The organism is Pelomonas caseinilytica (genome assembly GCF_021353235.1).
In the GTDB taxonomy this organism is placed as follows: domain Bacteria; phylum Pseudomonadota; class Gammaproteobacteria; order Burkholderiales; family Burkholderiaceae_C; genus Pelomonas; species Pelomonas caseinilytica.
Window position 1 is genome coordinate 144649 of record NZ_JAJTWT010000011.1, and the last position, 21660, is coordinate 166308.

Here is a 21660-nt window from a genome sequence, read left to right on the forward strand (position 1 = left end):
GGCGGGTCCGCCAATGCAGGCAGTGGCCGCTCCTTGAAAACCTAGTCGCTACACCGGCGAAGACCATCGTATGGACGGGGGACGCTCCGCTCCGCCGGCACGCAAGCTAGGGCTTGAAAGCCGGCCGCTCGGCGCCGTGGCCTAACGCCCCAGCAACAGGTAGTCGAACAGTTGCGAGCCACCCGCGCCGCCGAGGGGCACGAGGATGGCCTTGAGCAGCGGCTGGTCGAAGAACGGCGCGAAGGCACCGTGCTGCTCGTTCTCGACCTGGGCGATCAGCCGCTTGAAGGGCTCGACCAGGTCGGCCAGGGGCTTGCCGCTGCCGGCCAGCCAGCGCAGGTCGGCCTGCATGGACTCCAGGGCCCGGCGGCGGGTGTTCTCGGCGGCCTGCTTGAGCAGGAAGGTCAGCCCGATCAGCACCGCCACGTAGAAGCTCACGCCGACGGCGATGGCCGGGGTGAGGGACCAGTTGTCGAACAGCCGGCTGCGGGCCACGACAAGCAGGGCCAGCACGACGAAGGGACCGATGACCAGCCGCGCGACCGGCGCGCTGCGCCGCGCGACGACCTGCACGTCGATCCAGTCGTCCAGCAGCGTGTGCATGCGAAAGCCGCCCTCCTCGCCACGCGCCTCGGGGCGGGCGTTGAGGCGCTGCGCCCACAGCGCCTTCTGCTCGGCACCGAGGCCGCGGGCGAAGACCTCGATGGTCTCGTCGGGATAGAAGCTGCGTCCCACGTTGAGGTGGCGCACGAAGCGGGTCAGCAGCACCGTCGCGTCAGCCACGGCGACGATGAGCAGCGGCAGCAGCAGCATGGCGGCGTAGAGGGTGACGCTCACCAGGCTGCGGTGCTCCCGCCCGCGCACGGGCACCTCGGGGATCTGGCCGTCGTTGAGCCCGAAGAACAGCAGGCCGACGACGAAGAGCGTCAGTCCGTACCAGAAGAGGGTGCGCACCGTCCGCGGCGTGGCCTCGCCGCGTTCGCCGTATTCGATCCACAGCTGGCGGAAGTCGCAGCTGTAGCCCACACCGGGCTTCCAGAACATCACGCTGGCCGTCTCGAACCAGTGGCGCAGCAGTTGCCGCAGGCTGGGATGCTTGGGCGGGCGCGGCAGGTGCAGCCAGTCGGAGTCGCCGCGCAGCTCCTCCTGCGTATCGGCCCAGGCCCAGTCCAGGGTCCACAACAGCATGAACAGCGCCAGCAGGTGGATGAGGTGGGAGGGCCAGGCGCTGACGCCCTCCAGCCAGACGGTGGGCTCGCAGGTGCGGCAGACGCCCCCCGGCAGCCAGCCGCCCGACGGCCAGGCCAGCGCCACCCAGGTGGCGGCCAGCGCCAGCAGGGCTGCGGCCAGCAGGCCGGCCAGGCGGCGGCGCTCGCCGGCCTTCCACGCCGTCAGGCCGACGAGCAGCGCTCCGCAGCCGGCCAGGGCGGCCAGCAGCCGGGCGTGGCTGAAGTTCAACCGCCCCGGCAGCACGAACTCGATGAGGCTGGCCATGCCGTAGGACAACAGCACCGCATGCAGGGTGACGAGGACCATGGCCGTCGGCTCCATGGTCAGCCGCCTCGCGCTGCCACCCGGCGGCAGCAGCACGCGGCGCGCCTGCCGCATCGACGGCGTGGACGGCCAGGCGAACAGCATGCCGCCGAAGACGGTGGCCAGCAGCAGGGCGACGAAGATGCGCCCCGCCGACGTCTGCGGCGGCCGCTTCTCCAGCGCATAGCCGGCCAGCGGCACCATGTTGGACCGCCCGATCTCATAGACCGAGGTGTTCTTGAGCACGCTGTCGAGGGCCTCGGCCTCCCGCTGCTTGCAGAGGGCGCTACGGCAGCCGGCGCGGCGGGCGGCGGCATAGGTGCTGGTCTGGTAGATGTCGCGCAGCGGCGGCGTGCCGGCCTGCAGGTCCACGGCGCTGGACGCCTGGCCAGGCGGCACGGGGTAGAAGGCCAGGGGCAGGCTGCTGGCCACGACGAGGTTGCGCGTGAAGGCCTGCGTGCGAGGGTGCAGGTAGCGCGCGTCCATGTCCGTCGTGAAGAACATGCGGTCGGGGAAGTTCTCGTGCAGGGCCTGCAGCACCAGCAGCTTGTCGTGCACGTCGTTGGCGAAGATGCCGATGGCGCCGATGGGCAGCTCGTCCCGCGCGCTTTCGCTGAGCTTGAGCTGGGTGCCCAGGCGGCGCAGGTAGTCGAGCTGGTCGCGGCTCTCGGGCCACTCCAGCGGCGGCGCCTTGGCGGCGGCGGTGGCCAGGGCCGCGGCGGCGCTGGCCTCCTTGGTGGTCGCGCCGTCGATGCCGCGGAAGAAGTAGATGACCTGCAGCGTGTCCTTCAGCCCCGGCGGCAGGCAGTCGCGCAGCTGCTCCACCAGGGCCTGGGCATAGATGGAGTCGCGCTCCGCCACGACGACGACGCGGCGGTGCTTGCGCGGCAGGCGCAGGCGCAGCTCGGTGACGAGGTTGTCGATGAGGTCGGCATCGCTGCCCACCGTGCGCACCATGTGGACCGGCGCCGAGGCCGGCGGGGCCCCCGTCAGGCGGCTGAAATGCTGGGTCAGGAAGGCATCCAGGCTGTCGCCGAGGCCGGTCACGGTGCGCGTGTAGCGCTCCAGCTCGGGCAACATGCGCTCGGGCGCCGTCGACGAGGGGTTGTAGAACTCCGCCTGGGCGAGCAGCCGGTAGCCGGCGAGCACGTCGGGCGGCAGCCCGGCCGTCACGTCCTCGCCGCGGCGTGCGCAACGCACGGCGTCGCCGTGGGCCAGCGAACTGACCCGGATGCCCGCGGTGTTGTTCAACTCGGCTGCGCAGCGCAGGTCGCGCAGCGCCGTGCGCAGGGCGTCGGTCGACGACGGGCCGATGACGGCCAGCCGCGGCAGGGCTTCGCCATCGCCGAGCTTGAAGCGCAGCTGCGCGCGCTCGCGGGCCTGCCGGCCCATCAGCTGTTCGGTCAACCGGGCGACGGCGTCGAGCTTGCGCAGCGGCAGCGCGGTCTCGTCCACCCACAGCAACGCGATCTGGGCGTAGCGCGACGGCGGGTCGTCGGCGACGGGCCGGCGCAGCGACAGCAGCTCGTAGGGCACCATGTAGCCGCCGCTGGCGGCATCGGCGCCGCCGTCGATGAGCTTGAACTCCAGCAGGCTGAGCCGCTCGGCGTTGTCGGGCACGTAGTCCTGGGCCAGCAGGCCGGCGAGGGTCGCGTAGCGAATGCGCCGCCGCGCCTCCTCGGCGCCGACGAAATCGGCGCCCGGCATCAGCGCCAGGATGACCAGGGTGTCGTCGATGCGCTGGTTGTGGTCGGCGTCCAGCCGGGCCAGCAGGCCGTGCGGGTCGCGCAGCTTGGGCATGTCCTTGCCGCAGTCGCCGTCGGGTGCCTGCCCGGCCTTGCGCTGGCGCTCGCAGCGTTCGGAGCGCTCCAGCTCGTAACGGCGCAGCGCGGAGAAGGGGTCCTCCCAGAGCCGGGCGTTGATCTCCAGGTCCGGGTCCAGCGGCGCCTGGGCGCGCGCCTTCTCGGCAGGGCGCAGGGCGTCGAAGGCATGCGGCACGAGCTGAGTGCTCGCGACGAAGGCCATGAGCACCGCCAGGCTCGCCCACGGAAAGCTGCCGAAGACGCCGCCCTTGGAGTCCGCCATCGATCCCTCCTGCCCATGCCTTTGGAGGCCAGGGCGCGAAAGTCTCAGCTCGGCGGGCGGCCGTCAATCACTAGGGTGCCGATCATCCTCACAAGTCGGGATGCGGCCCGCCTGCGGCGCTACTGCAGCGTGGCGCCGGCGCCGCGCTGGTCGCAGCCGGTGGCGAAGAGCGAGCCCACGTCCACCGCATCGAAGCGGTAGTGCCGGCCGCAGAAGTCGCAGCCGATCTCGATCTCGCCGCGCTCGGCCAGCACGCTGTCGGCCTCCTCTCGGCCGAGGCCGCGCAGCATGTTGCCCACGCGCTCGCGCGAGCAGGTGCAGGCGAAGCGCGGCTGCTGCGGCTCGAAGCGCGTCACCCGTTCCTCCCAGAACAGGCGCCTCAGGATGGTGTCGGCGTCCAGGGTCAGCAGTTCGTCCGCGGTCAGGGTCGCGGCCAGCATGGCGATGCGGCTGTAGTCCTCGGACAGGCCGATGTCGTCTTCGTTGCGCCGCCCTTCGAGGTTGCCTTCGCCTTCGACGGGCATGCGCTGGATCAGCAGCCCCGCGGCGATGTCGCCGTTGGCCGCGAGCACCAGCCGCGTGTCCAGCTGCTCGGACTGCAGCATGTAGTGCTCCAGCACCTCCGAGAGCTTGTGCAGCGGCTCGCGCTGGTCGCCATGCAGGGGCACGACGCCCTGGTAGGGCTGCTGCCCCGGCTGGCGGTCCTTGGGGTCGAGGGTGATGGCGCAGCGCCCCTGGCCATGCAGGTTGACCATGGCCGGCAGGTCGGCGCCGGGCGCCACCTCGCCGACGCACTTGGCCGTGGCCCGGAAGCTCAGGTCGTGCTGGGCCTCGGCGACCGCGAGCTTGACCGGCCCGTCGCCGAAGACCTGCAGCACCAGGGCACCGTTGAACTTGATGTTGGACTGCATCAGCACGGCCGCGGCGCTCATCTGGCCGAGCAGGTCGCGCAGCTCGGGCGGGTAGGCCTCGCCGGGCTCGCGCCGGGCGAGCAGCTCGCGCCAGGCACCGGTCAGGCGCACCAGCATGCCGCGCACCGGCAGGCCGTCGAACAGGAATTTGTGCAGTTCGCTCATCGGATTCTTTTCAGGCCGCTCGTGTAGCGGCGGCCGTTGTTGACGTAGTGGGCGGCGCTGGCCTTGAGGCCGGCGACCTGGGCCTCGGTGAGCTGACGCACCACCTTGGCGGGCGCGCCGACGATGAGCGAGCCGTCGGGGAATTCCTTGCCCTCGGTCACCAGCGCGCCGGCGCCGACGATGCAGTTGCGGCCGATGCGGGCGCCATTCAAGACCACGGCCCCGATGCCGACGAGGCTTTCGTCACCAATCGTGCAGCCGTGCAGCATGACCTGGTGGCCCACCGTCACGTTCTCGCCCAGGACGAGGGGGAAGCCGGTGTCCGCATGCAGCACCGAGCCGTCCTGGATGTTGCTGCCGGCACCGATGGTGAGGGTGTCGCTGTCGCCGCGCAGCACGGCGTTGAACCAGACGCTGACGTTCTCACCGAGCGTCACGCGGCCGATGACCTCGGCGCTGTCGGCGACGAAGGCCGTCTCGGCCACGTCGGGGATGTGCTCGTCGAGCTGGTAGATCGCCATCGCGGCCCTCCCGTGAAAACCGCCGATTCTAAAATTCCGCCGATGTCCGACCTCCGCCTGGCCACGCTCGGCCCCCTGTTGATCGCCGACGCGCCCGCCAAGGCTGCCGCCACCCTCGCCCTCGACGCCGCGCTGCCGGTCGATGCCGCCGCCGTCATCGACGAGCCCGCCGGCATCCCCGGCCGGCCGCAGCGGCCCCGCCTCGTCGCCCACACCAGCCTCAAGCCGCCGCCGCTGAACACCCCGGCCGGCGTGGCCGCCCTGGTGCATGCCATCGCCCACATCGAGCTCAATGCCATCGACCTGGCCCTGGACATCTGCTGGCGCTTCCCCGGCATGCCCGAGGCCTTCTACCGCGACTGGCTGCGCATCGCCCAGGAGGAGGCGACCCACTTCACGCTGCTGCGCGACCACCTGCTGACGCTGGGCTTCGACTACGGCGACTTCGACGCCCACAACGCCCTGTGGGACATGGCCGAGCGCACGAAGCACGACCTGCTGGCCCGCATCGCCCTGGTGCCGCGCACGCTGGAGGCGCGCGGCCTGGACGCCTCGCCCGGCGTGCGCGCCAAGCTGGTGGGCGCGGGCGACCGTCAGGCCGGCGCCATCCTCGACGTCATCCTGCGCGACGAGATCGGCCACGTGGCCGCCGGCAACCGCTGGTACCGCTTCCTGTGCGAGCAGCGCGGGCTCGACCCCGTCGCCACCTACGCCGACCTCGCCAGGCGCCACCAGGCGCCGCGGCTGCGGGCCCCCTTCAACCTCGAAGCCCGCCGCGCCGCCGGCTTCGACGAGGCCGAGCTGGCCGCCCTGGCGAGCCAACGATGAACCGCGTCCAGGCCAACCTGCTGCTCACCGCCGTGGCCCTGATCTGGGGCTCGGCCTTCGTCGCCCAGAGCCGCGGCATGGCCGACGTCGGGCCCCTGCTCTTCACGGGCGTGCGCTTCCTCGTCGGCGCCCTGGTGGTGCTGCCGCTGGCCGTGCTGGAGTGGCGGCGCCTGCGCCGCGACGGCCGGCCGCTGGTGCGCCGCGACGGCATGCACATCCTCGGCCTGGGCCTGCTGATGACCCTGGGGGCCGTCATGCAGCAGGTCGGCATCCAGTTCACCAGCGTGACCAACGCCGGCTTCCTCACCGCGCTTTACGTGCCCCTGGTGCCCGTGCTGGGCTGGCTGCTGCTGGGCCACGTCGCCCACTGGGCGGCCTGGCCGGCGGCCCTGGGCTGCCTGGCCGGAGCCTTCCTGCTGTCAGGCGCCCACGAGCTGCGCATCGGCCTGGGCGACCTCTGGGTGGCCGGCTCGGCCATCCCCTGGGCCGTGCACGTGCTGATGGTCGGCCGCTGGGCCGACCGCATGGCCGCGCCCTTCCTCGTCGCCTGCGGCCAGTTCGCCGTCTGCGGCCTGCTGTCGCTGCTGGCCGCCGGCCTCGCCGAACCCGTGCGCTGGGCCAGCCTGCAGGCCGCCGCCTGGCCCATCGCCTACACGGGCGTGCTCTCCGTGGGCGTGGCCTTCACGGCCCAGGTGGTGGCCCAGCGCTACGCCCAGGCGGCCGACGCGGCCATCATCCTGTCGGCCGAAACCCTGTTCGCCGCGGCCTTCGGCGCCCTGCTGCTCGGCGAGCGGCTCACGCCGGCCGGCCTGCTCGGCTGCAGCCTCATGCTGGCCTGCATCCTCCTCGTGCAGCTGCTCCCTCTGGTGGGAACCCTGAGGGCCAAGCGGGCGCGCATTCTGACCAGTCAGTCAGAATCCCTCTAGACTTTGGGGCCACCGTCCCCCCGTCCCCTTTCGAGGAGCCCCGCATGAGCGCAGATGTTTCCCAGCTTGACGCCTACTGGATGCCCTTCACTGCCAACCGGCAGTTCAAGCAGGCGCCGCGCCTCCTGACCCAGGCCGACGGCATGTTCTTCCGCGACGACAAGGGCCGCGAGGTGCTGGACGGCATCGCCGGCCTGTGGTGCGTCAACGCCGGCCACAACCGGCCGCGCATCGTCAAGGCCATCCAGGAGCAGGCCGCCGAACTGGACTTCGCGCCGCCCTTCCAGATGGGCCACCCCAAGGCCTTCGAGCTGGCCGACCGCCTGGCCCGCATCACGCCTGCCGGGCTCAACCGCGTCTTCTTCACCAACTCCGGCTCCGAGTCCGTCGAGACGGCGCTGAAGATGGCCATCGCCTACCACCGCGTGCGCGGCGAGGGCGCACGCACCCGCCTCATCGGCCGCGAGCGCGGCTACCACGGCGTCAACTTCGGCGGCATCTCGGTCGGCGGCATGGTGGCCAACCGCAAGATGTTCGGCAGCCTGCTGGCCGGCGTCGACCACATCCGCCACACCCACGACCCGGCGCGCAACGCCTTCTCGGTGGGCATCCCTGCGCACGGCGCCGAGTTCGCCGACGACCTGGAGCGCCTGGTGCAGCTGCACGACGCCTCCACCATCGCCGCCGTCATCGTCGAGCCGGTGGCCGGCTCCACCGGCGTGCTGCTGCCGCCCCAGGGCTATCTGCAACGCCTACGCGAGATCTGCGACAAGCACGGCATCCTGCTGATCTTCGACGAGGTCATCACCGGCTTCGGCCGCACCGGCAGCCCCTTCGCGGCCCAGACCTTCGGCGTCACGCCCGACCTGATGACCGTGGCCAAGGGCATCACCAACGGCTGCGTGCCCATGGGCGCGGTGTTCGCCCAGCAGAAGATCCACGACGCCTTCATGACCGGGCCCGAGCACCTGATCGAGTTCTTCCACGGCTACACCTACTCGGCCCACCCGCTGGCCTGCGCCGCCGGCATCGCCACGCTGGACACCTACGCCGACGGCGAGCTGCTCACCAGCGCCGCCCGCATGGAGGACGAGTTCGCGAAGGCCCTGCACTCGCTGCGCGACGAGCCCAACGTCATCGACGTGCGCAACATCGGCCTGGTCGGCGGCATCGAGCTCAAGCCCCTGCCCGGCGAGCCGGCCAAGCGCGCCTTCAACGTCTTCCTGGACTGCTGGGACAAGGGCCTGCTCATCCGCACCACCGGCGACACCATCGCCCTGTCGCCGCCGCTGATCATCGAGAGCAGCCACATCGAGCGCATCATCGACACCCTGCGCGGCGCCCTGCGCCGGGCGGCATGAGGCAAGGCCGCACCGCTCGATGACGTCGTTCGCCCGCCGCGCCGCCCGCTCCGCGGCCCTCGTTGCCGGCCTGCTGGCCGCCCTGCCCGCCCTGGCGCAGACGCTGACCTACCTCGGTCAGCAGATCGTGCCGACGAGCGCGAGCTTCCGCGGCCGGCCCATGGGCGGCCTGTCGAGCATCGACTACGTGCCCGACACCGGCCGCTACCTGGCCATCTCCGATGACCGCAGCGACCGCGGCCCGGCCCGCTTCTACGAGCTGACGCTGGATCTCGCCAAGTTCCGCCGCAGCGCCGACCCTGGCGGGGCCGGCGTCACGGTGGTCGACATGACCACCATCCTCGACCTCGACGGGCAGCCCTTCGGCCGCAACAAGGTCGACCCCGAAAGCCTGCGGCTGGACACCCGGCGCAACCTCATCTACTGGTCCAACGAGGGCCAGCGCGTGTCGGGCGCGATGCAGAACCCCACCGTGCGCCGCATGCACCCGGACGGACGGCCGGCCGGCGAATTCCCCGTTCCCGCCTACTACCACCCCATGGGCAGCGCGGGCGGCCTGGCAGCGGGCGACATGGGCGTCTACAACAACCTCGCCTTCGAGAGCATCGCCATCACGCCCGACGGCAAGACGGTATGGACCATGTCCGAGAACGGCCTGACCCAGGACAGCCTGCCCACGGCCGTGGGACGCGGCAGCCGGGCCCGCATGCTGTCCTTCGACCTCGACACCGGCAAGGCCGGCGCCGAGTACGTCTACGAGGTCGGCGCCCTGCCCTTCGCACCGGCCCGCGCGGGTGATTTCGCCACCAACGGCGTACCCGACATGCTGGCCCTGTCGGCGCACGAGTTCATCGTCATCGAGCGCGCCTTCGCCGTCGGCGCCATGACGCCGGGCGTCGCGGCCCTCACCCGCCAGCCCACCGGCAACACCATCAAGCTCTACCGCATCGACACCCGCGGCGCCACCGACGTGTCCGGCTGGGCCAGCATCAAGGGCCGCGAGGTCGTGCCGGTGAAGCGCACCATGCTGCTCGACCTGTCCTCGCTGAAGAACGACGACGGCAGCGTGCTGGCCCTGGACAACATCGAAGGCATCAGCTTCGGCCCCATGGTCGACGGCAAGCGCACGCTCATCCTCGTCTCCGACAACAACTTCAATCCGGCCCAGTTCACGCAGTTCATCGCATTGCGGATCGATTGAGCCCTGGACCGGTCTTGCATCGTCATCCCCACGCCGTTCCCTGGCGCGCCTACCTGCTGCTCGCGGCCAGCACCAGCCTCGTGGGCAGCTACGTGGGCCTGTCCAAGCTGCTCGTCGCGGCCTTCCCGGTCTTCCTGCTGGCCGGCCTGCGCTTCGGCTTCGCGGCGGTGCTGATGCTGCCCTGGCTGAAGAAGCCGGCCGGCGAGGCGCCGCTGGATGCCCGCTCACGCGGGCTGCTCTTCCTCGAGTCCTTCCTCGGCAACTTCCTGTTCTCCATCTGCATGCTCTTCGGCCTGCGGCAGAGCTCGGCCGTCGTCGCCGGCGTCATCATGGCCGGCATCCCGGCCGCCGTCGCCCTGCTCAGCCGGGCCGTGCTGGGCGAACGCCTGAACCGGCGCACGCTGGCCGGCATCGCCTGCGCCGTGGCCGGCATCGCCCTCGTCGCCACCAGCCGCCAGGGCGGCGCCGAAACGACGCCCCTCGGTGCCCTGCTCCTCGTGGCCGCCGTGTTCTGCGAGGCCTGCTACGTCGTCATCGGCAAGAAGCTGACGGCCGGCCTTGGCCCCAAGCGCATCAGCGCGCTGATCAACCTCTGGGGGCTGGTGCTGGTGTCGCCGCTGGCCGCGTGGCAGGCCCTGAGCTTCGATTTCGCCTCGCCGCGCGCCCTCGACTGGGCCCTGCTCGCCTACTACGCCGCCACGGCCAGCGTCGTCACCGTGTGGCTGTGGATGGCCGGGCTGCGCGGCCTGCCGGCGGCCCAGGCGGGCGTCTTCATGGTCTTCCTGCCCATCAGCACGGCCTTGATCGGCCTGGCCCTGGGCGAGAGCCTGTCAGCCGCCCAGGCCCTGGCCTATGGCCTGGCCTTATCGGGCGTGCTGCTGGCGACATGGCCTGCACGCACCCGGGCTGGTTAGGATGCCCGGATGTCCCCGGAAGCCGACCTCGCCCGCTGGCGCGAGCACCTGACCCGCTTTGCCGACCTGCTCGGCCCGCCGCCCGACCGCCAGGCCCCGCCGGGCCGTGAACCGCAGCCGCAGCGCTGCCTCGTGTTCGCCCCCCACCCCGACGACGAATGCATCGTCGGCGCCCTGCCCCTGCGCCTGAAGCAGGAGGCCGGCTGGCGGGTCGCCAACGTCGCCGTGACCCTGGGCAGCAACCCCGAGCGGCGCGCGGCGCGCTGGGCCGAGCTGCGCGACGCCTGCGGCGTGCTCGGCTTCGAGTGCCTGCGGCCGGGCGCCGACGGCCTGACCGACGTGCGGCCCGACACTGCCGAGCGTGAGCCGGCGCTGTGGCGCTCGCACGTCCAGGCCATCGCCGCCCTGCTGGCCGAGCACCGCCCGGCCCTCGTGCTGGCGCCGCACGCGCGCGACGACAACCCCAGCCACATCGGCGTGCACCACCTCGTCGTCGAGGCCCTGGCCGCCGCGCGCAGCAACACGGTGCTGGCGCTGACGGAGTTCTGGTCCACCCAGGAGGCGCCCAACGCCCTGGTGCAGACCGGCATCGCCGACACGGCCCGTCTCATCGCCGCCCTGGAACGCCATGCCGGCGAGATCGAGCGCAACCCCTACCACCTGCGCCTGCCGGCCTTCCTGGCCGATGCCGTGCGCCGCGGCGGCGAGCTGGTGCTGGGCGCCGGCGAGGCGCCGCCGGATTTCGCTTTCGCCACCCTCTACCGCCTGGTCGCCTGCCACGGTGGCCGCCTCGCGGGCGACCTGCCCCGCCGCGTCTTCCCCGCCGACCAGGCGCTCACCTCCGCCCTGCTCCTGCCCTGACCCCCATGTCCAGCCAGCCGACCCACCTCCGCATCCATCAGTTCGCCGGCCTGCGGCCCGGCCCGCGCCTGCTCGTCACCGGCGCCGTGCACGGCAACGAAGTGCATGGCACGAAGGCGATGGCCGAAATCATCCGGCAGCTCGACTCGGGCGAACTGACGCTGCTGCGCGGCAGCCTGACCCTGACGCCCATCGTCAACCCGTTGGCCCACCAGCTGAACCGCCGCGAGGGCGACCGCAACCTCAACCGCAACCTGCGCCCGCCCGTCATCGCCCATGACTTCGAGGACCGCATCGCCCGCGTGCTCTGCCCGCTGATCGCCCAGCACGACGGCATCCTCGACCTGCACAGCTTCCAGGGCAACGGCCCGGCCTTCGCGATGATCGGCCCGCGCGACAACACCGGCGAGCTCGAGCCCTTCTCGCAGCAGGCCACCGAATCGGCCCTGGCCGCGCGCCTGGGCGTGGGGCGCATCGTGGAAGGCTGGCTGTCCACCTACGCCCTGGGCCTGCAGCGCCGCCAGCAGCGCGAGCACGACGGCTCGCGCCGCGCCCTGCTCATCTCCGACCCCCACTACGGCGTGGGCACGACCGAATACATGCGCTCCACCGGCGGCTGGGCGATCACGCTGGAATGCGGCCAGCACCTCGACCCGAACGGCCCCGAAGTCGCCCGGTTGGCCATCCTGCGCACCCTGGTCTTCCTCGGCATGCTGGACGAGGGCGCCGTCGAGCCCCACCGCCCCGCCCAGCCCCCCGAGGTGCTGCAGCTCTACGACGTCATCGACCGCGAGGACATGGGCGACCGCTTCGAGCGTGAATGGGCGAGCTTCGATCCCATCGAGAAGGGCCAGCGCATCGGCACCCGCGCCAGCGGCGAGGCCGTGCTGGCGCCCAGCGAAGGCCGCATCGTCTTCCCGAACGTGAAGTCCCAGCCCGGGACGGAGTGGTTCTACCTGGCCCGGCCGAGCGACCGGCAGTTGGGCTGAGCCTCGCCGGGCCGGCGGTCACCGTGCGGCAGAGCCGCCGTGGTGCCGGCGCGCCGTCGCCGCCGTGGTTGGATGGCTCGCGCTCCAGCCCTGCGGCTCCAGCTCCTGCTGCAGCGCCTCGCCGTCCACGGTGTAGTGCAGTTCGGTGTGCGCCGGCGCCTGCAGCCGAAGCAGCTCGGCACGCAGCAGCGCGAGCGCCGGCGACAGGTCCGTGACCTCGATGTCGACGCGGTGGAAGGCCGGCTCGAGGCCGCCGCTGACGGCGTCGCGCGCCAGCGAAGGGCCCCAGCCCAGCAGGGAGCCCAGCCCGGCCTGCGCCAGCGCCTGGTCGAGGGCCTGGTCCAGCGCGGCATGCACCTCGCGCTCATGCCGCCCGGCCTTGGGCGGCATGGGGATCTTCAGGTAGACGAAGTTCACCTCGACAGTGTGCCCCAGCCGCCGTGGCTCCAGGGGCCGGCGGCGGGCTCAGCGCATCGTGCCGCGGGCCTCCATGGCCTCGCGCCAGCGCCGCAGGTGCGGATGGGCCTCGCCCGGCCTGACCTTCACGACGCGCGCGAAATCGACGGCCACGACCGCGGTGATGTCGGCCACGCTGAACTGGCCCGCGGCGATGAAGTCCCGGCCTTCGAGATGGGCGTTCAGCACGGCCAGGAAGTGCTGCAGCCGCGCCAGGCCGCGCTCGGCGAGCGCCGGGATCTGGGCGTAGTCCACCGGCCCCGGCAGCGCCCGGCCCGCCATCGCCGGGCTGCCGTTGCGCAGCGCCTCGGCAACGGCCATCAGCCCCTCGAACTCCACCCGCCATTGCCAGCTGGCGATCTCCGCCCGCTCCAGCGGCGTGCGGCCCAGCAGCGGCGGCTCGGGGTAGCGCGCCTCCAGGTAGGCCGCGATGCCGGCGTTGTCGGTCAGCACTGCGCCCTCCTCCGTCACCAGCGCAGGCACGGTGCATTGCGGGTTGATGCGGCGGAAGTCCTCGCCCAGCTGCTCGCCGCTGCGCAGGTCGACGGGCACGGTCTCATGCGGCACGCCCTTCTCCGCCAGGAAGATGCGCGCGCGGCGCGGGCTGGGTGCGGTGGCGCAGTCGTAGAGGGTGATCATGGCGCGAGCTTGTCCTGGGTGCGGGTGTCGAAGTCGCTGGCCTCGTGGCGCTCGTGCAGCTGGCTGGCCGGATCGCCCCAGGTGCGGTTGACCTTGCGGCCCCGCTGCACGGCCGGGCGCTTGGCGATCTCGTCGGCCCAGCGGATGACGTGGCGGTACTCGTGCACCGACAGGAACTCACCCGCCCCGTAGAGCTGGCCCTTGGCGAGCGCGCCATACCAGGGCCAGGTGGCGATGTCGGCGACGGTGTAGTCGTCGCCGGCCATGTAGCGCCGCTCGGCCAGCAGCCGGTCGAGCACGTCCATCTGGCGCTTGACCTCCATGGCATAGCGGTTGATGGGGTATTCCAGCTTCTCGGGTGCGTAGGCGTAGAAATGGCCGAAGCCGCCGCCGAGGAAGGGCGCGCTGCCCATCTGCCAGAACAGCCAGCTCAGCGTCTCGGCACGCGCCGCGCCCGCCGCCGGCAGGAAGGCGCCGCCGAACTTCTCCGCCAGGTAGAGCAGGATGGCGCCCGACTCGAACACCCGCACCGGCTCGGGCCCGCTGCGGTCCACCAGGGCGGGGATCTTGGAGTTGGGGTTGGCGGCCACGAAGCCGCTGCCGAACTGGTCGCCCTCATGGATGCGGATCAGCCAGGCGTCGTACTCGGCGCCTGCATGGCCCAGGGCCAACAGTTCCTCCAGCATGACCGTGACCTTGATGCCGTTGGGCGTGCCGAGCGAATAGAGCTGCAGCGGGTGGCGGCCGACCGGCAGTTCACGCTCGTGCGTCGCTCCGGCGACGGGGCGGTTGATGTTGGCGAACTGGCCGCCACTGGCCTGGGTCCAGGTCCAGACGCTCGGCGGGGTGTAGGCGGAGGATTCGGTCACGGGATGGTCCGTTGAAGCTGTCGAAGCCTCGACGGTAACCGCCTCGCCAAGCCACGCACGTCACACGGGTTTCAGCTCGCCAGCGCGATCGCGAACGCCTGCTTGCCATGGCGCTTGACGTGGTACAGCGCCTCGTCGGCGGCGCGCACGAGGCCGGGCGGGTCGGCACCGTGCGTGGGCAGGCAGGCGATGCCGATGCTGACGCCGACGCTGACCTCCTGGCCCGTGGACAGGCGGACGGGTTGGGACAGGGTCGCCACCAGCTCCTGCATCACCTGCGCCAGCACGGCATCGCCCGGCCCGACGTCGCGCAGCGCGATGAGGAACTCGTCGCCACCGAGCCGGGCGACCAGGTCGGACGAGCGCCTCACCGCGGCCCGCATGCGCTCGGCGCAGGCCACCAGCACCTCGTCGCCGGCCTGGTGGCCGTGGGTGTCGTTGATCTGCTTGAAGCCGTCGAGGTCCAGGCAAGCCACCGCCAGGGGCGCGTTGCGCCCCCGCGCCTCTTTGACGAAGCGCTCCAGCGTCGCCTCGGCGGCCGCCCGGTTCTTCAGCTCGGTCAGGGCGTCGTGCTCGGCGCGGTAGCGCACGGCGTTTTCGTCGCTCTTGCGTTCGGTGATGTCGTAGATCACCCCTTCCACGGTCTGGCCATCGGCTCGCTGCACCGAGATCAGGCAATGCACCCAGCGCCGCGATTCCCCGTGCTGCACGAGCTCCAGGTCGGCCGAGACCGTCTCGCCGCGCCGTACCGCCTCGTCGATCATCTGGCGCACGAGGTCGGGCCGGTGGAAGACGCGGCTGATGAAGTCGTCCTCGCTGAGGCTGCGCAGCGCGTCCATGCTCAGGCCCACGACGCGCGAGACCGTCGGGTTGCCGTTGATGAGACGGCCGCGCTCGTCGATGACGAAGATGCCGGCGCTGCTGGAGTCGAAGATCTGGCGGTACTGCGCCTCCATGGCCTCGACCTCGGCGCGCAGGCGCCGCTCGGTCTGCAGCTGGCGCTCGTTGGCTTCGAGCAGGGTGTTGGCTCCGGCGATCAGCACGCCAATCTCGTCGTTCGCATGCGCGGCCGGGGTCTCCAGGTGGGCCCCGGTGCCAGGCGCGGTGCGCCGCATCGCGCTGGCCAGCCGCACGATGGGCCGGGACACCATGCGCGCGGCGAGCAGGTAGAGGATGAGGGCGAGCAGCGCCGCCTGGCCGGCCATGGCCGCCGCCAGCGTGTAGGCCTCGCGGTCGGCGTCGGCCTGCACCTTGGCATCGTTCAGGTGGACGCGCAGTTGGCCGAGGGATTCCCTGGCATCGAAGGGCGAGACCAGGGGCCGCGCCAGCAGCGTGCCGTGGGCGTCGCCCGGGGCGCCCGGGCGCCGTGCCTGGGCCAGCGCCCGGCCGTCGGCGGCCAGCACTTCCACGCGGTTGACCAGTTCGTTGCGGGCCAGGCCGCCGGCCACCTCCTGCAGCAGGACGGCGTCCTGCGCGTAGGCACCGATGGCCAGGGTCTTCTCGACGGCCGTGGCCAGCGCCTCCACGCTGCTGCGTCCGCTGGCGAGGGCTCGCGCCTGGGCGAGCTGGTAGGCGACGGTGGCCGCGACGACGGCGATCAGGGCGGCGCTGGCGAACACCCACAGCATGAAGCGCAGCTGCAGGCTGTGGGTGCCGCGCACGCGGGGCGTGCCGATCGACGTCATTTGGCGGGGGATTCCTTGAGGACCAGCACCACGCGCAGCCCGGGCTCGGTGGGTTCGCGGCTCAGCCAGCCGAGGGCGCTGGGATTGCGGCGCAGGATGCTCGCCATGGCCGCCTCGTCGGGCAGCGACTGCGGCGGCACGCTCTGGCCGGAGAACATCAGCCGCGACCAGTAGCTGTTGACCTGGGCCACGCTCAGGCCGGTGAGCGCCTGGTAGAAGGCGGCGCGGCGGGGGTGGTCGCGCGGGAGATCGAAGATCAGCGCGAAATCGCCATTCGCGAAGGCACGGCTGCGGCCCATGAAGAGGTCGACGGCTTCCTTCTGCGTCAGGCTGCGCTGCGGATTGGAGGTGTGCACGACGACGTAGAAGTCGGCGCGCGCCGGCAGGGCGGTGGCCAGCAGCAGCAGCGGCCAGACCACGCGAAGGAGACGGCGGAACATGGCGACCATCAGAAGATGAAGTCCACCACCGCCGTGGCGACATTGGCATGCGCCGGCCTGCCATCGGCGCCGGTCCACAGACCTGAGCCTGCCGCTTCCACGTGCACGCGGTCCCATTGCAGCTTCAACGCGGCCTGGGGATGGAAGTCCCAGCGTGCGCCCAGCGACCAGCCCGACTGCTGCTGGCGCGAGCTGTTGACGTTGGCCGCCACGGCCGTTGCGAGCGCCTGGGCCTGCCCAGCGGCAGGCAACCCGAGGACCGGGGCCAGCGCCGCCTGCCAACTCGGCACGGCCAGCGCCGGCATGGCATCGCGGGTTCGGCCGTAGCCGGCATAGGGCGTCCAGTCGCCCACGCGTCGGCCGATGGTGGCGTAGGCTGACGACAGCTTGATCATCGGCGCCGCCGAGATGCGCACGAACTCGGCGCTCCATTGCCAGTCGGCCAACTCGTGCCGCAGGCCGAGTTCGAGGAAAGTGGCCCAGAAGCCGGTAGACCCCAGGCGCTCGCCCAGCGCGCGGGCCTGCTCGGCGACGGCCGGCAGCGGCAGGGCGCGCAGCTGGGCCAGCGCGTCGAGGGCCGGCTGCGCGGCGCCGAGATCGAAGTCGATGCGCGTGCGGGCCGCGCTGGCGCGCACCAGCAGGCCGCTCTCCTCCCGCGACAGCATGCCGCCGACGACATGCCGGACGCGGCCCGGCACGGTCAGTTGCGGGGCGCCGATATGGGCGCTGCCCAGCATCAGCTTGGCCCGCCATTGCGTGTCGCCCTGAAGCCAGCTGCGTGCGGCGTCGGCGCCATCGAGGGTCGTGGGCAGCATGCCGTAGAGCTCGATCGGCGGACGCGCAGCCGTGAAGCCATAGCCCACGTTGCGGTAGTCGGCCATCAGGAAGGCATCGAGATTGACGCGGCCGGCCCGCAGCGTCCAGTCCGCGTCGGGACGGTAGGCGACATAGGCCCATTCGAGGGCGTCGAGGTCGCCGGCGTAGCGCCCGCGCTTCTTCGCGATGGCCTGGGCCACCAGCTCCACGTGGTGGCCGGCGCTGTAGTTCACCTGTGCGCCGAGCCGGCTGTCGATGTCGGCACGCCAGCGCGCATCGCTGCCGCCCTGGGTCATCTCCCGCCGATAGCCCCAGCCGGCCGGCGCCTCGACATGGCTCAGGCCGACGCTGCCGAAGCCGCTGAGCCTGAGGCTGGCGGCGGCGGGATCGCTCCCCTCCTCGCCCAGGGCCGCCGTCGACAAGACGACGGACAACAGGCCTGCGCACAGGCCGCTCAGGGGCGGACGGAATCTCTTGGAAAGGCTGTAGGACATGGCACGGAAACTGCTGCCGGACGATTATCAGGCGACGGGACTGACGCAGAACATGCGCTGGCGCAATCAACGGCAACCCCATCACGAACGCCCCGACCTTGTGCACGACGGGGTCGTTGGCTCCCCGTGAAAATCCCACGCATGCGTATCGACTTCGTCTCCGACATCGTTTGCCCCTGGTGTGCCATCGGCCTGCATTCCCTCGAAGCGGCCGCGGCGCGCATCCCTGGCCTGAGCCTGGACCTGCACTTCCACCCCTTCGAGCTCAACCCCGGCATGGGGCCCGAGGGCCAGGACATCGAGGAGCACCTGGCCGAGAAATACGGCGCCAGCCCCGCCGCCCTGGCCGGCACCCGCGAGGCCATTCGCGAGCGCGGCGCGGCCCTGGGCTTCGAGTTCCGCATGCAGGCGCGCAGCCGCATCTACAACACCCGCGACGCCCACCGCCTGCTGCATTGGGCCGGCGAGACCTACGGCCCCGCGGTACAACGCCGCCTCAAGGGCGCGTTGCTGACGGCCTATTTCACTGAAGGCCGGAACGTGTCCGACCCCGCCGCCCTGCTGGAGGTCGCCACGGCCAGCGGCCTGCCGCAGGCCGAGGCGCGCGAGCTACTGGCCGACGACCGCTATGCCGACGAAGTGCAGGCCGACGAAGCCACCATCCAGGCCCAGGGCATCCATGCGGTGCCGGCCATCGTCGTCAACCAGCGCCACCTCATCCAGGGCGGGCAGTCGGTGGACGTCTTCGAGAAGCTGCTGCGGCAGGTCATGGACGAGAAATGACCGCCCGGGCCTGAGACAATCCCCTCCTCTGTCCCAAGCCCGCCGCTGGCGGGCTTCTCGTTTGTATCGAGCCCATGTTCAAGAACCTGATCACCTACCGCATCGGCGAAGGCTGGCAGACTGACGCCGCCCAGCTCGCCGAGCAGCTCGCCAAGGAGCCCTTCCTGCCCTGCACGCCCACCCAGGCCCTGGCCGTCGGCTGGGCGCCGCCGCGCGGCGTCGAGCACGCGCCCCTCGTGGAGGTCATCGACGGCCACTGGCTGCTCAAGCTCAGGCGCGAGCAGCGCCTGCTGCCCTCGTCCGTCGTGCAGGAGCGCGTCGACGAACTGGCCGAGCAGATCGAGGAGGCCACCGGCCGCAAGCCCGGCAAGAAGGCGCGCAAGGACTTGAAGGAGCAGGCCACGCACGAGCTGCTGCCGCGCGCCTTCACCAAGTCCTCGGCCACGCGTGTCTGGATCGCCCCCCAGCAGCGCCTGCTCTTCGTGGACGCCGGCAGCAGCAGCCGCGCCGACGAAGTCGTCACCCTGCTGATCCAGGCCAGCCCCGGGCTGTCCCTGCAGCTGGTGCAGACGGCCGAAAGCCCGGCGGCCTGCATGGCGGCCTGGCTGCTGGACGGCGTGACGCCCGAGGGCTTCCAGATCGAACGCGAGTGCGAGCTCAAGGGCAGCGACGAGCAGAAGCCCGTGGTGCGCTACGCGCGGCACCCGCTGGACATCGACGAGGTCCGCGCCCACCTGACCAGCGGCAAGATGCCCACCCGGCTGGCGCTGAGCTGGAACGAGCGTGTCGCCTTCACGCTGACCGAGGGGTTCGCGATCAAGAAGATCAGCTTCCTGGACCTGGCCTTCGAGGGCCGGCCCGAGGCCAGCGGCGACGAGGCTTTCGACGCCGATGCGGCCCTGGCCACCGGCGAGCTGGGGCGACTGATCCCGGCACTCATCGAGGGCCTGGGCGGCGAGCACGACTTCGCCGCCGGCGCGGCGGCACCGGCTGCGGCGCCCGCCGCCCTCCCCGCCCCGGTCGAAGAAGCCATCAGCGAATCGCCGCCCTGGTGACGGCCGTCAAAAGCCCTGCTTGAACGTGAGCCGCACGGTGCGCGGCTCGGCGGGGTGGACGTGCCGGTCGGCCACCGGCGCGGCCTCGCCCGGCAGCTGCGACTCGTAGAAGTACTCGATGTCGTTGACGCGGCGGTCCAGCAGGTTGAAGACGTCCAGCGTCAGCTCCGCCCGCGGCCACAGCCGGCGGCTGACGCGCAGATTGGTCGTCAGCGACGCGCGCGAACGCACGCTGTCGTCCTCGACCAACGCTCCTGAACCCAGGTAGCGCCACTGCAGGCTGGCCGACCAGGGCCCCAGGTCGCGCACCGTCAGGGCGACGGAGGCGACCTTATCGACCGCGTTGGGAATTCGGTCGCCGGCCGCCGCAGCGTCGGCGAAGCGCGCATGCGTCCAGGCGAAGTCGGCATCCAGCAGCAGCCAGGGCGCCGGCACGTAGCGGTTGTTCCATTCGACGCCGCGGCGCCGGCTCGGGCGGTTGGCCTCGGTCGCACCGGCATCGCCCACGTAGACGAGCTCGGAGTCGAAGTCCAGCTTCCACAGCGCCAGCGAGCTTTGCAGGCCCGGCCACCATTCGGTGCGGGCGCCGACCTCCAGGCCGCGCGCCGCGACGAGGCCAGGCACCTTGGCCACCGGTTCACCGGTCTTCGGGTCCACCGTCGCCGTGGTGCCGCGGGCGTCGTTGCTGTGGAAGCCACGGCCCGCGTTGAAGAAGAACTCCGTCCGCGCCCAGGGGCCAGCAATGAGGGCGAGCTTGGGCGACACGAGGTGGGCGGACGCCGTTCCGGAGTTGGCGGCCTCGGTGAGGCTGTGGACGCGGAAGCGCCCCTGGTCGGCCCGCAAGCCGGCGATGGCGCGCAGCCAGGGCGTCAGCTCCACCGAGGTCTGGCCGTAGACGCCGGCCAGCGTCTCGCGCACCTCGTCGTCACGCGTGGTGGCGGTGACGCGGCGCTCGACGGTGTCGAACAGGCCCACGCGGATGCGGTCCTGGCGCATTTGCACGCCCACTTCCGACCGGGCGGACAGCGCGCCGAGGCGGTGCTCGACGGCGTGGCTGGCGTTCAGCCCGTAGACGTCGCGGCGGTCCTGCTGCGAGAACTGGTCGCCTTGCTGCGGGCGCTCCAGGGCGTAGGTGAAGTTGGAGAAGAGCCGGAGGCGGTAGTGGATGGCATAGACCGAGGCCCGCGTGGCCTGGCCGTCGGTGGCCCGGTGCCACTCGCCCGACAGGCTGGTGCGGCCGGTCTCGCCGCCATCGCTGGGGTCGATGGCGTCGAAGCGTCCGAAGGGCCGACCGGCATAGGTGCCGGCATCGACGAGGCGCTCGGGCACCTGGTCGGTCGAACGCCAGGAGGCGTCGTAGGCCATCAACGAGGCGCTCCAGCCCTCGGCCCGGCTGCCGCCCGAAAGCGTCGCCACGCCGTTGTTCTTGCGCAGGCGCTCGGGCAGCGTCCAGGGACCGTCGTTGTGCTGCACCTCCACGGCCCCCAGCAGCTTCAGCCCGCCGCCCAGCGCGGCCGAGCCGCCGCCGACGAAGCGCTGGAACTGCCGCTGGCCCAGGGTCAGCGCGGCGAAGTTCTCGTCCAGCGTGTGGCGGTAGGCGATGTCCGCGGAGCCCGCAGCGGAAAAGTCGCCGTTGCGGGCGAAATAGGGCCCCTTGCGGTATTCGATGTGGTCGACCAGCTCGGGGATGAGGAAGTTCAGGTCCGAGTAGCCCTGGCCATGGCCGTGGCTGGGCATGTTGACCGGCAGGCCGTTGACCGTGGTGGCGAAGTCGGTGCCGTGGTCGAGGTTGAAGCCGCGCAGGAAATACTGGTTGGCCTTGCCGTCGCCGGAGTGCTGGGTGACGATGACGCCAGGCACGAACTCCAGCACCTCGCCGGGCCGCAGCGCCGGCCGGCTCTTGAGCAGCTCCGCGCGGATGGTGCCTTCGGACGCGGCGTCAGTGCTGCCGACCGCGTTGTCGTAGTGGCGGCCGTTGACCTCCACCTTCTCCAGCACGGCCGGCTCGGCGCGGGCGGCCAGCGATGAGGCCGCCAGCGCGGCGGCAAGGAATCGGAGCGCCGTCCGCGGCATCGCTAGCAGGTCCATGCGGCGCATCGTCCCTGGAAACGGTGGCCTGCGTATGAAA

At 71.6% G+C, this 21660-nt stretch carries 19 protein-coding genes; 9 read left to right on the plus strand and 10 right to left on the minus strand.

The genetic code is table 11. From position 1 onward, the window contains the following. Window positions 1-141: 141 nt before the first annotated feature. The 3 genes from LXT12_RS21990 to LXT12_RS22000 all read right to left on the minus strand — a co-directional run bounded on the left by LXT12_RS21990 (window position 142) and on the right by LXT12_RS22000 (window position 5215). Window positions 142-3618: a hypothetical protein gene (locus LXT12_RS21990; protein WP_233394441.1), complete on the minus strand. Its 3477-nt coding sequence runs from the start codon at window positions 3616-3618 to the stop codon at window positions 142-144. Window positions 3619-3737: 119 nt separating this feature from the next. Then, complete coding sequence (gene hslO / locus LXT12_RS21995) at window positions 3738-4694, minus strand: Hsp33 family molecular chaperone HslO (protein WP_233394442.1); 957 nt, start codon at window positions 4692-4694, stop codon at window positions 3738-3740. Next, complete coding sequence (locus LXT12_RS22000) at window positions 4691-5215, minus strand: gamma carbonic anhydrase family protein (RefSeq protein ID WP_233394443.1); 525 nt, start codon at window positions 5213-5215, stop codon at window positions 4691-4693. Before LXT12_RS22000 ends, hslO begins: the two co-directional genes overlap by 4 nt. A gap of 42 nt (window positions 5216-5257) precedes the next feature. Here LXT12_RS22000 and LXT12_RS22005 point away from each other — a divergent pair, with 42 nt between their 5' ends. From LXT12_RS22005 to LXT12_RS22035, 7 genes are read left to right on the plus strand one after another with little or no spacing between them, the layout of a single operon-like run. Then, the gene (locus tag LXT12_RS22005) at window positions 5258-6043 is read left to right on the plus strand and encodes a ferritin-like domain-containing protein (protein WP_233394444.1); all 786 of its coding nucleotides are present in this window, start codon (window positions 5258-5260) and stop codon (window positions 6041-6043) included. Next, the gene (locus LXT12_RS22010; RefSeq protein ID WP_233394445.1) at window positions 6040-6969 is read left to right on the plus strand and encodes a DMT family transporter; all 930 of its coding nucleotides are present in this window, start codon (window positions 6040-6042) and stop codon (window positions 6967-6969) included. The genes LXT12_RS22005 and LXT12_RS22010 overlap by 4 nt, the downstream gene beginning before the upstream one ends. A 44-nt stretch (window positions 6970-7013) precedes the next feature. Next, window positions 7014-8330, plus strand: a complete 1317-nt coding sequence (gene aptA / locus LXT12_RS22015; RefSeq protein ID WP_233394446.1) for an omega-aminotransferase AptA — start codon at window positions 7014-7016, stop codon at window positions 8328-8330. A gap of 19 nt (window positions 8331-8349) precedes the next feature. Further along, the gene (locus tag LXT12_RS22020) at window positions 8350-9531 is read left to right on the plus strand and encodes an esterase-like activity of phytase family protein (protein ID WP_233394447.1); all 1182 of its coding nucleotides are present in this window, start codon (window positions 8350-8352) and stop codon (window positions 9529-9531) included. Between the two features lie 14 nt (window positions 9532-9545). Next, window positions 9546-10445 carry a DMT family transporter gene (locus LXT12_RS22025; RefSeq protein ID WP_233394448.1) on the plus strand — a complete coding sequence of 300 codons (900 nt, stop codon included), beginning with the start codon at window positions 9546-9548 and terminating at the stop codon, window positions 10443-10445. A gap of 9 nt (window positions 10446-10454) precedes the next feature. Then, complete coding sequence (locus LXT12_RS22030; RefSeq protein ID WP_233394449.1) at window positions 10455-11306, plus strand: PIG-L deacetylase family protein; 852 nt, start codon at window positions 10455-10457, stop codon at window positions 11304-11306. A gap of 5 nt (window positions 11307-11311) precedes the next feature. Then, on the plus strand, window positions 11312-12295 hold the full coding sequence (locus tag LXT12_RS22035; protein ID WP_233394450.1) for a succinylglutamate desuccinylase/aspartoacylase family protein: 984 nt from the start codon (window positions 11312-11314) through the stop codon (window positions 12293-12295). Between the two features lie 18 nt (window positions 12296-12313). Here LXT12_RS22035 and LXT12_RS22040 read toward each other — a convergent pair whose 3' ends face one another. The 6 genes from LXT12_RS22040 to LXT12_RS22065 all read right to left on the minus strand — a co-directional run bounded on the left by LXT12_RS22040 (window position 12314) and on the right by LXT12_RS22065 (window position 17634). After that, complete coding sequence (locus LXT12_RS22040; RefSeq protein WP_233394451.1) at window positions 12314-12712, minus strand: hypothetical protein; 399 nt, start codon at window positions 12710-12712, stop codon at window positions 12314-12316. Between the two features lie 48 nt (window positions 12713-12760). Further along, window positions 12761-13390, minus strand: a complete 630-nt coding sequence (locus LXT12_RS22045; protein ID WP_233394452.1) for a glutathione S-transferase family protein — start codon at window positions 13388-13390, stop codon at window positions 12761-12763. Next, on the minus strand, window positions 13387-14259 hold the full coding sequence (gene yghU, locus LXT12_RS22050; RefSeq protein WP_233394453.1) for a glutathione-dependent disulfide-bond oxidoreductase: 873 nt from the start codon (window positions 14257-14259) through the stop codon (window positions 13387-13389). The genes LXT12_RS22045 and yghU overlap by 4 nt, the downstream gene beginning before the upstream one ends. 71 nt (window positions 14260-14330) lie before the next feature. Further along, entirely contained in the window at window positions 14331-15944 is a 1614-nt protein-coding gene (locus tag LXT12_RS22055) for a sensor domain-containing diguanylate cyclase (protein WP_233394454.1), read from the minus strand. After that, entirely contained in the window at window positions 15941-16384 is a 444-nt protein-coding gene (locus LXT12_RS22060; RefSeq protein ID WP_233394455.1) for a hypothetical protein, read from the minus strand. Before LXT12_RS22060 ends, LXT12_RS22055 begins: the two co-directional genes overlap by 4 nt. A gap of 8 nt (window positions 16385-16392) precedes the next feature. Continuing rightward, a complete protein-coding gene (locus LXT12_RS22065; RefSeq protein ID WP_233394456.1) occupies window positions 16393-17634 on the minus strand; it encodes a hypothetical protein in 1242 nt (413 codons plus the stop codon). A gap of 201 nt (window positions 17635-17835) precedes the next feature. Between LXT12_RS22065 and LXT12_RS22070 the strand changes: the two genes are divergently transcribed. Further along, window positions 17836-18477 carry a DsbA family oxidoreductase gene (locus LXT12_RS22070; RefSeq protein WP_233394457.1) on the plus strand — a complete coding sequence of 214 codons (642 nt, stop codon included), beginning with the start codon at window positions 17836-17838 and terminating at the stop codon, window positions 18475-18477. 74 nt (window positions 18478-18551) lie between these two features. Continuing rightward, complete coding sequence (locus LXT12_RS22075; protein ID WP_233394458.1) at window positions 18552-19532, plus strand: recombination-associated protein RdgC; 981 nt, start codon at window positions 18552-18554, stop codon at window positions 19530-19532. 6 nt (window positions 19533-19538) lie between these two features. Here the strand turns inward: LXT12_RS22075 and LXT12_RS22080 are convergent, their stop codons facing one another. Beyond that, window positions 19539-21620, minus strand: coding sequence for a TonB-dependent receptor (locus tag LXT12_RS22080; RefSeq protein WP_233394459.1), 2082 nt, complete (start codon window positions 21618-21620; stop codon window positions 19539-19541). Between the last annotated feature and the right edge of the window lie 40 nt (window positions 21621-21660).